This window comes from Acinetobacter sp. FDAARGOS_515, from assembly GCF_003938865.1.
GTDB classification, from domain to species: domain Bacteria; phylum Pseudomonadota; class Gammaproteobacteria; order Pseudomonadales; family Moraxellaceae; genus Acinetobacter; species Acinetobacter ursingii.
In genome coordinates this window covers 1,227,402-1,243,550 of the sequence record NZ_RKIX01000003.1, presented here as the reverse complement: position 1 = coordinate 1,243,550, position 16,149 = coordinate 1,227,402, and the positions used below count along the sequence as shown (strand labels likewise).

The following is a 16,149-nucleotide window of genomic DNA, read 5'->3' as shown; positions in this document are numbered from 1 at the left end:
TGAAATTTTCAATATTTCGCATCTTTTATTCGAAAAAAATTATGACAAATTTGTTGCTCTTTTCACTTTAAACCACGCTGCATACAATGCAGGCAAGAAAAACAGGGTTAAAAAGGTCGCAACAATCAATCCACCCATAATTGCAACTGCCATCGGGCCAAAGAAAATACTCCTAGATAAGGGAATCATAGCCAAAACAGCAGCCAGTGCGGTCAATAAAATCGGACGGAAACGGCGAACTGTCGCATCAATGATTGAAGTCCACGGATCGTGCCCTGCTGCAATATCCTGTTCAATCTGGTCAATTAAAATCAGTGAATTACGCATGATCATTCCTGATAACGCAATGGTACCGAGCATCGCAACAAAGCCGAAAGGCTTATTGAGTAACAATAAAAATAGCGTCACGCCAATGAGTCCCAGTGGCGCGGTTAAAAACACGATGATAGAACGTGAGATACTTTTCAATTGAATCATCAATAAAGTCATCACTACCGCTAAAAATAACGGCATGCCTGCATTGACTGAACTTTGCCCTTTGGCAGATTCTTCGACCGTTCCGCCAACTTCAACCAGATAGCCATTGGGTAACTGCGCACGTAATTGATCCATCTTTTCTGACAGTTGATCGACCACGGTCGCAGGTTGTAAATGACTACGGATATCGGCGCGGACAGTAATGGTTGGCAAACGATTACGATGCCAAATCAGACCATCTTCAAACTTGTATTGGATTTTGGCAATTTGAGCGAGGGGTATGCTATTGCCGTGACTGGTCGGAATGGCAAGACTAGATAATGAAGCGACATCAATTCGTTCTTTTTGATCACCACGTAAACGGATTTCAATTAATTCACGTTTTTCACGATATTGATTAATCACCGCACCAGTAATCGAACTATTTAAAAAGTTGGCCAAATCCTGACTGCTTACGCCCATTTGACGTGCTCGATCCTGATCGATATTCAGCTCAATGATCTTGCTTGACTCCCCCCAATCCAGATGCACATTGGTGGTATTTGGATCTTTCCCTACGATTTTCGCTACTTTCTGCGCCCATTCACGGACTAAATTAATATCCTCTCCAGACACTCGATATTGCAATGGATAGCCGACTGGGGGCCCATTTTCCAACAATGACACCCGTGTTCTGACCTGAGGTAATAGTTTCTTGATTTGTGTATCCAGAGATTTACGAATTTCATCGCGATCATCCAGAGAAGATGCTAACACCACAAACTGAGCAAAACTGGCTTGTGGTAGTTGTTGATCGAGCGGCAGATAAAAACGCGGCGAGCCTGTCCCAACATAGGCCACATAATTATCAATCCCCTTTTTCTGGGCAAGAAACTGCTCAACCTTTTTTACCGCCTGTTCTGTGGCAGTGAGTGATGCGCCCTCTTCCAGTTTTAAATCGACTAAAATTTCAGCACGATTTGAGGGTGGAAAGAACTGCTGCGGCACCAGTTTAAATAATAGGACGGAGCCAATGAAAATTAAAACCGTCGTAATAATCACCGTTTTACGATAGCTCACGCAAGTTTCGACCATTTTACGAAAGCGTAAATAAAAGGCACTTTGATAGGGATCATGGCTTTCACCTGCATGATGTTGAACAGGCTGAGGCGCAGGTTGATGGCGTAACTTTGCCCAAAGTCGCTGATACCACGGCGCAGTTTGTTGCATCTTGCTAAAATCTGGCAGTAACTTTTCCCCCAGATAAGGTACAAAAAGTACCGCCGCAAACCACGACACAATCAAAGCAATGGTCACCACCTGAAAAATCGAACGGGTATATTCACCAGTACTGGAGTTGGCTGTGGCAATGGGTAAAAAACCTGCCGCAGTAATCAAAGTACCCGTCAGCATCGGAAAGGCGGTGGTTTTCCATGCAAAGCCTGCGGCTTTGATACGGCTATAGCCCTGCTCCATTTTGATTGCCATCATTTCGACTGCAATAATGGCATCATCTACCAATAACCCTAGTGCGAGAATCAAGGCCCCCAGTGAAATTTTATGCAGTCCGACATCAAACATATTCATACCAGCAAAGGTCATGGCCAACACCAGTGGAATGGACAACGCCACCACCAATCCTGTACGGAAACCTAGCGAGAAAAAACTGACCAACAATACGATAATCACAGCTTCGGTCAAAACTTTAATAAATTCATGAATACTGCGCTGCACGGCGACAGGTTGATCCGATACTTTTTTGAGTTGCATGCCAAGCGGCAAGGTCTTTTGTAAATGATCAAATTCACTTTGTAGATTTTTGCCGAGCGCAATAATATCTCCCCCCTTACGCATCGATACGGCAATGCCAATACCGTTTTCTCCCATAAAACGCATGCGCGGTTGGGCGGGTTCGCTAAAACCACGATAGACCTCTGCGACGTCTCCCAATTGTATGGTTCGATTGCCGATCAATAACGGCATATGCTTGAGATCATCAACGTTTTGTAATGCGCCTGTGACTCGAATCTGAATGCGGTCTGTGCCTGTTTCAAAGAAACCTGCATTATTAATACTGTTTTGTTTTTGTAATGCCTCTTGAATCGCAGTCACAGGAATTCCAAGCTGTGCTGCTTTGGTATTGGACAGTTCAATCCAGATTTTTTGATCCTGCAAGCCCACCAACTCGACCTTGCCCACATCCTTGACGCGTTGCAATTGTAATTGCAAACGATCGGCATATTCTTTCAACACGGCATAGTCGTAGTCTTTGCCTGTCAGTACATAGATATTGCCAAAGGTGTCACCAAATTCATCATTAAAAAATGGCCCTTGTACACCAGCGGGGAGTTGCTGTTTGATGTCTCCTACTTTTTTACGCACGTTATACCAAACATCTGGAATCTGATCGGACTTGAGCGAATCTTTGGCAACAAAAGTTACCATCGATTCACCCGGTCTGGAATAGGCCATGATTTTTTCATATTGGCCTGTGGTCATCAGTTCTTTTTCAATGCGATCGGTCACTTGTAAAGACACTTCCTGTGCCGTCGCACCTGGCCAATAGGTTTGAACCACCATCACTTTAAAGGTAAAAGGTGGATCTTCACTTTGTGATAATTTAGAGTAAGAAATAATCCCCACAATGGCCAAGAGCAACATCAGATATAAAATGATGCCTTTATTGTTCAGCGCCCATTCGGATAAGTTAAACTTCATGGCTTCGCTCCTGAGGCAATTTGCACAGGACGATTGTCACGATCGATTGGATGAATTTTTTGTTGTTCATGTAATAGATGTACACCACCTACCACCACGTAATCATTGGCGTTTAAACCCGACAATACAGGTACACTATCGCGTCCATAAGCACCTAAAGTCACCGCAACCTTATGAATGGTCTGATTCGGATTAACCACCCAAACGTAGGCTTGTTGATGATTTGCAGAAACACTGGATAAAGGCACACTGAGGACATCGTGCTGGGTATTGTTAAAAAATACACGGGCACTTTGTCCAAGTTGAATGGAAGGTTGAGCTTCACGTAATGCGACTTTGACACTAAAGGTACGCGATTGATCTGCCGCAGGCGATATTTCACGGACATAAGCGGCATACTTTTGTTCAGGCTGTGACCACAAAGTGATCCATGCAGGTTGCCCTACTTTTAGTTCAGTCATCGCCTGTTCAGGAGCGCCAATGACCACTTCACGATCGCCATCAATCGCCAGTTGATAAGCCGCTTGTCCCGCCGCAACCACTTGCCCGATTTCAATTTCACGCTGGGTAATTACGCCGTTTTTATTGGCAATCAGTTGGTTATATCCTGTCTGATTGGCTGCAACTTCATAATTGGAACGAGCCTGTTGTAAACTGGCCTGCGCTGCATCATTTTGATTTTTGATGCTATCAAATTGGGAGCGACTCACGGCATTTAAAGGCAAAAGCTGTTGAAAGCGTTTTAATTCTTCACTGGCGATTTTTGCCGAAGATTGAGCACTTTCAAGTTGGGCCTTAGCGGCATTCATTTGTAACTGGGCATCTTTTACGTCCAGCCTGGCCAAGACTTGCCCAACTTTGACCCGATCACCTACATCCACATAACGCTGAGTAATCTGTCCGTCCACCCGAAAAGCCAAAGCCGTTTGCTGACGCGCCTGTACTTCGCCTGCATAGCTTTTCTGTTCATTCATGCTCGCTGAGGGTTGTGTCACCATGACATAAGGAATTTGTTCTGCTTCAGGCGCTTGCTGATTACACCCACCCAATGTAATTAGACATACTACCCATATACTTAAACTTGTCAGTTTTATCGCGGTCATAACCCTTCGCTCTTATTCAAATTTGTTTTTTAAGGCACAATATAAGCAGTATCTTAATTTGTTTGTTTTTTAATTAATATACCCAACGGTACATTAATTATATAAAATGAGATAAGTTTTTATTTTTTAAATTTATTTAAGAGATTTTTTGTGCAAAATACGATTGGTCGACCAAAAGATCTGGAAAAAAGAGCCCATATTTTAGAGGCAGCAAAGGCACTTTTTTTAAAACAGGGCTATCACGGCTCCAGTATGAACCAGATTGCCAAAGATGCTGGTGTGACCAAGCTCACGGTCTATAATCATTTTCAGGATAAAGAAAGTCTATTTACCTGTGCCATTCAGGAAACCTGCGCAGAATGCATTTCCGAACAACACTTTTGTTTAACCGCACAGAGTGATTTTTTACAAGTATTTTCAGACGTTTGTGAGTGCACGCTGAAGATGATTTATTTACCAGAAGCGATCAAACTTGAACATGTGTTACTTGAGCTTGCTGCCGAAAAAAGTCCGTTGGCTCAACATTTTTTTGAGGCTTCCCATCAACCGCTTTTTGATGCGTTATGTGAATTTTTCACTCAGGCAGCCAGTTTAAAATTGATTCGTCAGGATAATCCCCTTAAACAAACAGAACTGACATTGGCACTGTTATTGGGTATTCGACATCATCAGGTTTTACTCGGTATTACTGACGTGCCTTCTAACGAAGAAATTGGCGATATTGTGAATGATGCCATCGGAATTTTTATGTTGAAATATCAGGTATAGACCTTTGGCGTATTGTGACCGATGCCATTTTTTGCATCTGCGTTGGTTCTTGTATAAGTGTTAATTTTTTAAACAATAATTCATATATTTTTACGCTCTAGACTTGGAATGTCATTGAATCGGGGTATAGTCAAAAGAACCAAAGCAGGAGAGCTAACGCCATGATTCAACAAATTGATGCTCCTTTACGTGAGGACGTGCGTCTACTGGGTAATTTACTGGGAGAAACCCTGAAACAGCACGCAGGACAAGATTTGTTTAATCAGGTTGAGCAAATTCGCGCCCTCGCCAAAGGTGCACGTGATGGTCATGCAGAAGCCGAAAAAAAGCTGGAACAACTTTTCTGGGGGCTTAAGGATGAAGAAATCCTGCCATTAACCCGTGCCTTTTCGCAATTTCTTAATTTTGCCAATATTGCAGAACAATATAATGTAGTGCGTAGCCGTCGTCGCAGTGAGTTTGATGAAAATGCACCCTCACCAAATCCACTGGTACACTTATTTACCAAATTTAAAGAGCGGCAGATTTCAGCACAACAACTATTTGACCAAATCTGTCAGCTTAAAATTGAACTGGTATTGACCGCGCATCCAACCGAAGTTAGTCGCCGTACCCTCATTCAAAAATATGACGATATCAATGAAGATCTGGCACGACTGGATCAGCAAAAATTAACGCCGCGTGAACGTCAGGCAGTGTTAAATAATCTTAAAGAATTGATCTGTTCAGCTTGGCAAACCGATGAAATTCGTCATAACCGTCCAACCCCTGTAGACGAAGCCAAATGGGGTTTTACCACCATCGAACAAACCTTATGGAATGCGGTTCCCAAGTTTGTACGTGAACTGAATGAACTGGTTCAAGCACATTGCGAAAACTCATTACCACTAGAAATTGCACCGATTCGTTTTGCCTCTTGGATGGGCGGTGACCGTGATGGCAATCCAAACGTGACTCACAGCGTTACACAAGAAGTCTTGTGGTTATCACGCTGGCAAGCCGCAGATTTATATCTACGTGATATCGAAGATTTACGTTGGGAGCTGTCTATTCAGGCTTGTTCGGATGAGCTGAAACAGGCTTTAGGCTATGAACATCCTGAACCGTACCGCGAATATTTACGTGACACCCGCCAACGCCTTAAAGCGACACGACACTGGTTGGCACAAAAGTTACAAGGTTTTGAAGCCGATGATAGCCAGATTATCCAGACCAAAAGTGAATTGCTTGAGCCATTATTGCTGTGCCATCGCTCGCTGATCGAATCGAATTTACCAGAAATTGCCAATGGTAAATTACTGGACTTTATCTATCGGGTAAATTGTTTTGGTATTGAACTACTCAAACTGGATATTCGTCAGGAATCAGGGCGACATCGTCAAGCCATCTCAGCGATTACGGAATATTTGGGATTAGGTAATTTTGAATCGTGGACAGAACAGGCTCGGCAAAACTTTTTAATTCAGGAATTACAAAGTAAGCGTCCGTTACTTCCACGACATTTGGACGAACCACAAGATAGCCTGATTCAACATCCTGATGTCAAAGAAGTGTTTGCGACCATGCAGACCTTAGCCGCTCAACCCCCTGAAAGTTTGGGTGCTTATATTATTTCGATGGCGGAATATGCCAGTGATGTACTCGCAGTATTACTGCTACAAAAAGAAGCGGGCATTTTGCATCCTCTGCGTGTGGTGCCATTATTTGAAACCCTGAAAGATCTGGACGGCGCAGCAGCGACCATGAATACACTGTTCAATATGCCGTGGTACAAACAGCATATTCATGGCAAGCACGAAGTCATGATTGGCTATTCAGATTCGGCCAAAGATGCAGGTTTTATGTCGGCGAACTGGGCGCAATATCGCGCACAGGAAGAATTGACTGCCGTTGCGAAACAACACGGAATTCAACTTACCCTGTTTCACGGTCGTGGCGGTTCGATCAGTCGTGGGGGCGCACCGACACAGCAAGCGCTCTTTTCACAGCCACCTGGTTCTATTTCTGGGGCTATTCGTGTGACTGAACAAGGCGAAATGATTCGTTTTAAATTTGGTCTGGAAGAAGTTGCCTTACAAAATCTGGAAATTTATACCGCGGCAACGCTTGAAGCGACCTTATTACCACCTCCTATTCCTAAACAGGAATGGCGCGAACTGATGCATCAAATGACCGATATTTCGGTGCAGGTCTATCGTGAAACTGTGCGTGAAAATCCTTATTTTGTGCAATATCTGCGTACCGTTACACCAGAGCTTGAATTACAAATGTTGCCATTAGGCTCGCGTCCTGCTAAGCGTAAAGTCAGTGGTGGAATTGAGTCGCTTCGTGCAATTCCATGGGTATTCGCATGGACACAAATTCGTCTGATGTTACCTGCATGGTTGGGGACTGGCGCCGCGATTAATCAGATTATTGATGCAGGCCAAAAACAGACATTGGACGAAATGTTACATGAGTGGCCGTATTTCCAAACCCTTATCGATATGCTGGAAATGGTATTGTCCAAATCGGATGGCAGTATTGCCCTGTATTATGAGTCGCATTTGACTCAGGATGAAAATTTAAAAGCACTAGGTACTGAACTACGCCAACGTCTGAAAGATGCAGTCCAGACCTTACTTGCCATGAAAGGTGAATCCAAGTTACTCAGCAATAATGAAGTGCTGGATCAAGCCATGCGTGTGCGCAAAACCTACTTGCTTCCGCTACATCTGCTACAGGCAGAACTCATGAAACGGCGTAGAAGTTATTTAAATGTTGAACAGGCTGAACATACTCCTGTTGATCACGCGTTAATGGTCAGTATTGCGGGCATTGCAGCAGGGCTGCGTAATACAGGCTAAAGTCATTTTTTAAATAGTATGTAGGCCATTTTTCTTTAATAAGAGATTGCCTACATGCATTTAGCCCCTGCATGTTTACAATTTTTTCGCTCACATTTAAATATGTGGTCAGATCTGATCCTCTATTTTTCTTATAAATTCATGTCCTCAATCTTCTGATATATCTTTGAGTTAAATTTTCCATAAATTTACCATTTGGTAAAAATAAAAGATAAATCAAATGCCTTACTTTACCAGTTGCTCAGAAATCAATTAAACCATCATCAAAGAAAGAGTATGATGTGCGCCAGCTAAAACAATTAGAGTTTATTTTATGTCCACTTGGTTTCCAAAATGGCGTCCGTATCAAGGGCAGATTGATCATCGTCCTGTGGCGACCGATGAGTACCTTCCACCTGCTCAAAGTGCAGTTTTAGGTATTCAACATGCATTTGCCATGTTCGGTTCGACCGTATTGGCTCCGTTACTTATGGGCTTTAACCCAAATCTTGCGATCCTGATGTCAGGCATCTGTACCATCTTATTTTTCTGTATGACAGGCGGTCGTGTTCCGAGTTATCTGGGTTCGAGCTTTGCATTCATTGGTGTTGTAGCGGCTGCGACAGGCCATATCACAGGTTCAGGTGCAAATCCGAATATTAGCGTTGCACTCGGTGGTATTGTCGCCTGTGGTGTGATTTATGCGATTATTGGTTTTATGGTCATGCTGACAGGAACGCGCTGGATTGAAAAATTGATGCCACCTGTCGTTACGGGTGCTGTGGTCATGATTATTGGTTTAAATTTGGCACCTGTGACTGTAAAAGCAGTGGCTGGTCATCCATTTGATATGTGGATGGCGCTGATTACAGTTTTGTGTATGGGCATTATCGCGGTATTTACACGCGGGCTATTACAGCGACTGTTGCTTTTAATTGGTCTACTGATCGCTTATCTGATTTATGCGATTGCCACCAATGGTCTTGGGTGGGGTCAAGCGATTGACTTTTCACAAATTTCGGCTGCACCGTGGTTTGGTTTACCCAGCTTAACTGCACCTACCTTTCAAACCAATGCCATGCTGATTATTGCACCTGTTGCCCTCATTTTAGTGGCTGAAAATCTGGGACATATCAAAGCAGTCGGTGCCATGACAGGTGAAGACTTAACTCCTTATCTGGGTAAGGCTTTTGTCGCTGATGGGATCGCCACGACATTGTCAGGTAGTGTAGGCGCGCCAGGCATGACCACCTATGGTGAAAATATTGGGGTCATGGCAGTCACTCGTGTTTATTCCACTATTGTCTTTGTGATTGCAGGGATCTTTGCAATTTTCCTCGGATTATCGCCTAAATTTGGTGCGGTGATTAGTACCATTCCAAGCGCCGTGCTGACAGGTGCTTCAATTGTGGTCTTTGGTTTAATTACCATTGCAGGGGCAAAAATCTGGCTTGAAAACAAAGTTGATTTTTCCAACAACAAAAATCTGATTGTTGCTGCGGTCACGATTATTTTGGGTGCAGGTAACTTTGAACTCATGTTTGGCAACTTCAATTTAGGCGGAATCGGCACCGCAACGTTTGCGGCGATTTTACTCAATTGGTTATTTGGTCTAAAAGATAAAAGCTAAAATATTCATTTTTGAATCTTCAAGCAGCCATAAGGCTGCTTTTTTTATGAAATTAAATCTTGAATCAAGCATTTTTGGTTATCATGACTTTGTCATGCTTAATACTCACTGAATGGCTTATGCGCTTTGATTTTTTTGATCTTCAACTTTTTTTACATGTGGTGGATACAGGCAGTCTGACTAAAGGGGCTGAACGTTCAGCTATTTCTTTACAGGCAGCCAGTGAACGCATTAAAAAACTCGAACGACATTTTCACAGCGCCTTGTTTATTCGTCATGCGACAGGCGTTGAATTGACGATTTCAGGTCAAACCCTATTACAACATGCACAATATCTGATCTATGGACTCGACGCATTAGAACAAGAGATGCAGACTTTCCAGCGTAAAACCACACAGCAAGTGACTTTATGGTGTAATTCATCTGCACAAAGCGAATATTTACCCATGTTATTGCCCAAATATCTGATCGAACATGCACAACTTCAGATTGAATTGCATGAAGCAGAGAGTAATGACATTATTGCTGCATTACAAAAAGGTCAGGCAGAACTAGGACTGATTTCCAGTTTTTTTGCCCCAAATGATGCATTGGAAACACACGTTTTTGCTGAAGATCCATTGGTCTTTATTTGCGCACCAGATCATCCCTTAGCCACACATCGACAATTGAATTTTGCAGCAATTTTAAAGGAAGATTTTATTGGGCTTTTGGCACATCATTCATTACAACAATCGATCGAAACGCAAGCCAAACATCTTCATCACCAACTGCACTATCGTTTACGCTTACCTAGCTTTAGTGCGATGGCTCAAGTGGTCGCCAATGGTGTCGGTGTCGCGATTATGCCGCTTCGTGCTGCTTCACATTTACAAAAACTTTATGCTTTTTCTACAATTGCGCTCACAGGTGCATGGGCAAATCGCAAATTACTGTTAGCTGCTCGTCATTTTTCTAATCTTTCTCCAAGCTATCAAGATTTTGCCCAGTTCTTACTCGAAAATAAACCTCAGCCCATGAACGCTTAATGTACAACCATGTAAGCACCCAATAAAATCAGTCCAATAAAGAAAAAACGGCGAAAACGTTGCTCAGGTATGCGATAACGTAATTTTTGCCCAAGCCACATCCCGAAAACTGCTGGAATCACTGCGATCCATGCCAAACGATAATCAATCGGCATAGTTCCTGTGGAGTGCAGTTGTAAATAAATGGCCAGACAAATCGTCGATAAGGTGAAAACCAAACCTAATGACTGTACCAAATCATCTCGTTTCAAACGCAAAGACTGCAAATAAGGCACCGCTGGAATAATAATCACACCTGTTGAAACAATTAAAGCGCCACCCAAATAACCAACAATGGGCGATAACCATTTTTCATAAGGTGCGAGATTGGGGAGTTGTTTCACCCATAAACCATATAGACCATATACGATCAGCATTCCACCCAATAAAACCTCACTGGTTTTACCTGTCGCTTGACTTAAAGTCGGTAAAAAACTAAATACAGTGCCGATAATAATCCCAAGTAATAACAACCAAAAACGTTGAATCAGGCTCCAGACCCGACCTTCGGCAAACAATTGCCAAAAATTCGTAATCATGGAGGGAATAATCAGTAAAGAAGCCGCCTGAAATGGTGCAATCACAAGGGTCAGCAATCCCATTGCGACAGTAGGCAGTCCCAAACCCAAGGCACCTTTGACCATGCCTGCTAACATAAATACGATGATGACTAAAGCCAACATTTCCATCAGCAACGGACTCTGTAATTTGAACAAGATTATGCTAATGGAGTCAGGTAAAAGTTCCTATTCATGTTTTTGGTAGACAGCCTCAAGCAAAAGTTGAGGCTAAATAATGAACGCCAAAATACGAAACCATTGCTTTTTTTGCAATGGTTGATAAATTTGAAAATTAAAATTATGAATTAAAACTACCGTCAACAGCGCAACACGTACTCAATTCAGGTCAATATTCACTTTCAATTTAGACTCAAATACCCACATCATTTGGTTTAGCTTTTAATGCTTTATATGAATTACTTGGCGCCAAATTTAAGTTTATATTTTTAGGTGGAATTGGCGACTGGAACCATTTTTTATAAAGTTGATCCATTTGACCAGATTTCCACATCTGATTGACCACGCCATCAGCCATACTTTTAAGTTGAGGATCAGTTTTGGCAAACATGATGCCATAAGGCTCAGAGGACAAAGTAGGACCGACAATTTCATAATCTTTAGGATTCGCAGACTTGGCAATTAAACCTGCAAGACCAATATCATCGTTTACAAAGGCTGCTGCACGACCTGAAGATAGCATTGAAAATGCGTCAGCATGATCTTTACCACCTAATGAAATAATCTTGATATTCGCTTTTTTAGCACTCATTTTTAAATATTTTTCAGGATTTCCCCCTTGTACAGTCACGACAGCTTTGCCATTTAATTGCTTTAAGGTTTGAATATTCGATGTTTTTTTAACTGCCATACGAACATCAGCCACATAATAACTGGTAGAAAACGCCACTTGTTGCTGACGTTGTTTATTATTGGTGGTCGTTCCGCATTCAATATCAATATTACCCGCTAAAACCTCTGGAATACGACTCGTAGAATTGACAGCTTTGTATTCAATTTTTAATTGTGGTGTTTTAAGTTGTTTTTTAATTTCTGTGACAACATTTTGACAAATATCAAGTGCATAGCCTACGGGCTTGCCATTTGCAATATAAGAAATAGGATCTGCTGACTCACGATAACCGATGGTAATCGAACCTTTTTGCTTGATTCTGTCTAGCACTTCGCCCGCAAAAACATGTGGAGCCAGAGTTAATAATACAATTGGCGTAAATATAAACTTAAGATGTGTGAACATAACATTTCCCTGATCAAAAAACCGTTTCAATTGCCGCATAAATTTATTGCTTAGAGAGATAATTAAAAAAAATGCCTCCCCTAAAGCAAAAAAATACAGTGTTATTTTAAAATCATGCAAAAATAACAAATACAAAACATTAAAAGCAATTAATATGCCACAAACAAATTTTAAATAACCTATATTTATCTATTTAAATTAATACAAGCTTCAACTTAATAAATATCAGAATTAAATAAAATATTATTTTTATATAAAACTTTGTTTAATAAACAATTTTTAAATATCAATTCAACACCAATACACTTTGAAATATATTTTAAAACAACATGAATAATAGTAAATAAAATATATTACTTTTTTTAAATATGACTTATAAAACACAAATGAATACTATTTTAGTATGACTACAATACGACAAACCTATTACACAAATATTCAATATTAAAAATCGTTCTTAAACATAAATATCAAAATTAAAATCCGAACTTCACCACAACCCAATATTCAAATATTTTTATTTAAAATTAAAATGACACAGGATTTGCTTTATTTTTTATCAAGCTTATTGAATGACACCATAGAACAGTGTTGTGATTGGATCGAAAACTTATAAGTGATTACAATACTCAGGATCAGTACCTGATAATTTGAAATATAGAATTAAATCAGACATTTTCCAGTGACAGGTCATGTTTGGATGCTTGTTACACATGATCGATAATTTTTGCGAATACAACATACGGATCACAGATAGGTGATGACAAGTAACCATATCGATTATTTGTCATCAGTAAATCGGCTTCATGAGGAAAATGCATCAAAGCAATCAAGCTCTGATCAGCATTAGTGCATTTTAAGTTTCGGTGATGCAGTTTTAGAGAGCAAATCCGTCATCATCATCAAAGTGGTTTTAAATACGCCATGTAATGCAACTTGATGGAAACGATAAAGTGATACATACATCATCCGCGCCATAAAGCCTTCAACATTGATGTTATTAAAAATACTGCCGACACTACTATGTTCACTCAAGGAAATCAGTGAGCCTTTGTCCTTGAACTGAAACTGCCCCAATGGTTTTTGATTCAGTCGATTTTCCAGTGCTTTAGCCAGAAATATCGCTTCCTGATTGGCGACTTGCGCACGTGGTGGCACAGGTCGTTCTTGACCCTCAGGGATGTAGCAAGCGCAGTCGCCCATCGCAAAAATATTTTCGTCACGTGTGGTCTGTAAGCTTGGACGGACCACTAACTGATTAATGCGATTGGTTTCCAGTCCAGCTATATCTTTCAGAAAATCTGGGGCTTTAATCCCTGCTGACCAGACTTTCAATGTCGCACTAACCTGTAAATCTCCTTCACACCAAACTTTATCGGCATCAATATGCGTAACCCGACAATTTGTCAGAACTTTTACGCCAATATCTTCAAGTTCTTTCTGGGCACGTTCAGAGACACGTTCATTCAGTGCAGGGAGAATACGCGGCGCAGCTTCAATTAAACTAATATTGACATCTTTGGGATCAATACTATTCAAACCATATTTAGAAAATTCATTGGCTGCATGATGTAACTCAGCCGCCAATTCAACACCTGTTGCCCCTGCGCCAATAATTGCAATATTTAAATCATTCTGATGGCGATGCATCAAATGATTGGCTTGGGCTTCCAGATACATACTTAAAAATTCGCGCTGAAAACGATCAGCCTGCGGGCGTGAATCCAAAAAGATACAATGTTCCTTAGCGCCTGAGGTGCCAAAATCATTGGAGGTGGAACCAATCGCCATCACTAAAGTGTCATAACCTATGCGTCGTTCAGGTGCAATGTCCTTGCCTTCTTCATCGCGTAGAACATCCAATACAATTTCTTGAGTTTGACGATCGATATCTTTTAAGCGGCCTAGAAAAAATTCAAAATGATGTTGATTGGCATGGGCAAAATAGTTCAACTCATCTTCATAAGAGTTTAATGTTCCTGCTGCGACCTCATGTAATAAAGGTTTCCAGATATGCGTCAAAGCAGCATCTACTAAAACAATCTCCGCTTTGCGACGTTTTCCCAGTGTGTTACCTAAACGTGTGGCAAGTTCCAGACCTCCAGCGCCGCCGCCCACAATAACAACACGATGCAATTTTAAATCACGATTTGATGTGGTCATCATAAGAGAACTCCAATTTTCTTATGAATACCAACTGTTGCAATTTGTATTCATAAGAAAAATATCATTCATTATGTACACAAATATTTAGCATAAAAAACATACCTTTTTCCAACGTCAGGTACGATTTTTGTTGAACAATTTACCAAGAAAAAACAAAAAAGCTGCCATGATCATCAAAATACAGGCAGCTTTTGAAATGATTGCGTAAATTTTGAGAGAATTCTCTTCTTGCAAAACACCTACATCAATTAGTGTTCAAGACTTTCCGTTTTATATTTTTCTTCAAGTACATTGTTAAAGATACTTTCAATCATCCAGACACGATACAGGCTATTAAACACATAACGTTGTCCTTCTATACGTAACTCAAGGACAGGAAAATCAGGTTGATGTTTCTCGTGACAGAAAGCATCATTATCGACCAAGAAAGTTGTCACATCTTCTTGAGTCAAGGACTCAATACCTAACTGCTGCTGTAATGCCTGAAAATGCGGCTTATACGAAAGATCCTTCCCTTTGGTCCAGACCGCCTGAAGAATGTCATACATGGCATCGACACGCTGCTCCTCAGGGGTGCTGTAATATAATTTTGCCATCTCTAGCGTGGCTGGTTGGGTCGGACGGCAAAATGGGGTAAATGCCACATCGGTACGCTTGGATAAGCGTGTCGCGAGGCTCCAGTCAAATAAATCCCGCCCCTGATAGCTGAGCGGATAAACCGTGAGTTGAATATTATAATAATTAGCCAGTTCTTCCCGAATATAAGCCAATAGCAACCAGCTAATCGGATCTTCAAGCGCTATAAACAAATCCAGTTCCGGATGCATGGCTTGAATATCAGCCAACTCTTCAGCATCACTGAGCAAATGTTCACGCCATTCAATGTGATTGATCAAAAAAATTGGATTGTCAGTCAATAATTTTTGCTGTTTTAAACGGCGAGTCAAACGCAGTAAATCATCGACTGCTTGATATTTTCGTCCACCGAACTCAAAGAAACTGGCTGCCACAGGAACATCTTCAAATATCCGCTCTGGAAAATTCTGCGGAGTTTGTTGTTGGCGGGCCATGGTGTACAGGGTTCGCAACTTGCCATATTGCTGTTGCCACAACATATGAAACACATCTTCAAGCAAATACAGGAAATTTTTACCCTGTAAAGGCGTATTTTTTAATATCAGTTCAGCTTGACTCAATGCTTCGGAGGTAGGCGGTTCGGGAGTTTCATCAAAACTAAACCGATGTTGTTTGGCTAAAATCTTGGCATCGTTAAAACAATAATTTTGCCATTCCAATGCAGTCATGCCGTTGGGAGGTTCTGCACCCTGATGCGAAATAATGACTTTAAGCGGTTTTATTTCATCAGTTAAGATGTCATCTAGTTGGGTCAGTTGCTGCACCGCAAGATAGCTATAGACATCATCCAGTCTTAAATAAATACTCAAGCCCTGCTCGGTTGATAACACTGCTTGACGCGAGGGTTTTTGGTAAAACCAGCTCGATCGAATAGGATCAAACCAACGGCGTAACAGTGACATGAATCAAGCCTCTAATAAATTTTTATCGGACAATGGGTTAAACAGGATGTAAAAGCATAATGC

The 16,149-nt window shown here is 41.3% G+C and carries 10 protein-coding genes; 4 read left to right on the top strand and 6 right to left on the bottom strand.

Annotated elements, in window-relative coordinates:
- Window positions 1-39 precede the first annotated feature (39 nt).
- Window positions 40-3,174, bottom strand: a complete 3,135-nt coding sequence (locus EGS47_RS07270; RefSeq protein ID WP_119686351.1) for an efflux RND transporter permease subunit — start codon at window positions 3,172-3,174, stop codon at window positions 40-42.
- The gene (locus EGS47_RS07265; protein WP_125269464.1) at window positions 3,171-4,277 is read right to left on the bottom strand and encodes an efflux RND transporter periplasmic adaptor subunit; all 1,107 of its coding nucleotides are present in this window, start codon (window positions 4,275-4,277) and stop codon (window positions 3,171-3,173) included. The genes EGS47_RS07270 and EGS47_RS07265 overlap by 4 nt, the downstream gene beginning before the upstream one ends.
- Before the next feature lie 150 nt (window positions 4,278-4,427).
- Here EGS47_RS07265 and EGS47_RS07260 point away from each other — a divergent pair, with 150 nt between their 5' ends.
- The 4 genes from EGS47_RS07260 to EGS47_RS07245 all read left to right on the top strand — a co-directional run bounded on the left by EGS47_RS07260 (window position 4,428) and on the right by EGS47_RS07245 (window position 10,528).
- Complete coding sequence (locus EGS47_RS07260; protein ID WP_104794637.1) at window positions 4,428-5,045, top strand: TetR/AcrR family transcriptional regulator; 618 nt, start codon at window positions 4,428-4,430, stop codon at window positions 5,043-5,045.
- A 161-nt stretch (window positions 5,046-5,206) separates the two neighbouring features.
- Entirely contained in the window at window positions 5,207-7,891 is a 2,685-nt protein-coding gene (ppc, locus tag EGS47_RS07255; RefSeq protein ID WP_004986142.1) for a phosphoenolpyruvate carboxylase, read from the top strand.
- Between the two features lie 313 nt (window positions 7,892-8,204).
- A complete protein-coding gene (locus EGS47_RS07250) occupies window positions 8,205-9,500 on the top strand; it encodes a solute carrier family 23 protein (protein ID WP_004986144.1) in 1,296 nt (431 codons plus the stop codon).
- 119 nt (window positions 9,501-9,619) lie between these two features.
- Complete coding sequence (locus tag EGS47_RS07245) at window positions 9,620-10,528, top strand: LysR family transcriptional regulator (RefSeq protein ID WP_010588978.1); 909 nt, start codon at window positions 9,620-9,622, stop codon at window positions 10,526-10,528.
- Here EGS47_RS07245 and EGS47_RS07240 read toward each other — a convergent pair.
- The 4 genes from EGS47_RS07240 to EGS47_RS07225 all read right to left on the bottom strand — a co-directional run bounded on the left by EGS47_RS07240 (window position 10,525) and on the right by EGS47_RS07225 (window position 16,086).
- The gene (locus EGS47_RS07240) at window positions 10,525-11,256 is read right to left on the bottom strand and encodes a sulfite exporter TauE/SafE family protein (RefSeq protein ID WP_125269874.1); all 732 of its coding nucleotides are present in this window, start codon (window positions 11,254-11,256) and stop codon (window positions 10,525-10,527) included. The genes EGS47_RS07245 and EGS47_RS07240 overlap by 4 nt on opposite strands.
- A 241-nt stretch (window positions 11,257-11,497) precedes the next feature.
- Window positions 11,498-12,382, bottom strand: coding sequence for an amino acid ABC transporter substrate-binding protein (locus EGS47_RS07235; RefSeq protein WP_125269463.1), 885 nt, complete (start codon window positions 12,380-12,382; stop codon window positions 11,498-11,500).
- Between the two features lie 846 nt (window positions 12,383-13,228).
- Complete coding sequence (locus EGS47_RS07230) at window positions 13,229-14,548, bottom strand: NAD(P)/FAD-dependent oxidoreductase (protein ID WP_125269462.1); 1,320 nt, start codon at window positions 14,546-14,548, stop codon at window positions 13,229-13,231.
- 248 nt (window positions 14,549-14,796) lie between these two features.
- Window positions 14,797-16,086: a hypothetical protein gene (locus tag EGS47_RS07225; RefSeq protein WP_125269461.1), complete on the bottom strand. Its 1,290-nt coding sequence runs from the start codon at window positions 16,084-16,086 to the stop codon at window positions 14,797-14,799.
- Window positions 16,087-16,149 lie beyond the last annotated feature (63 nt).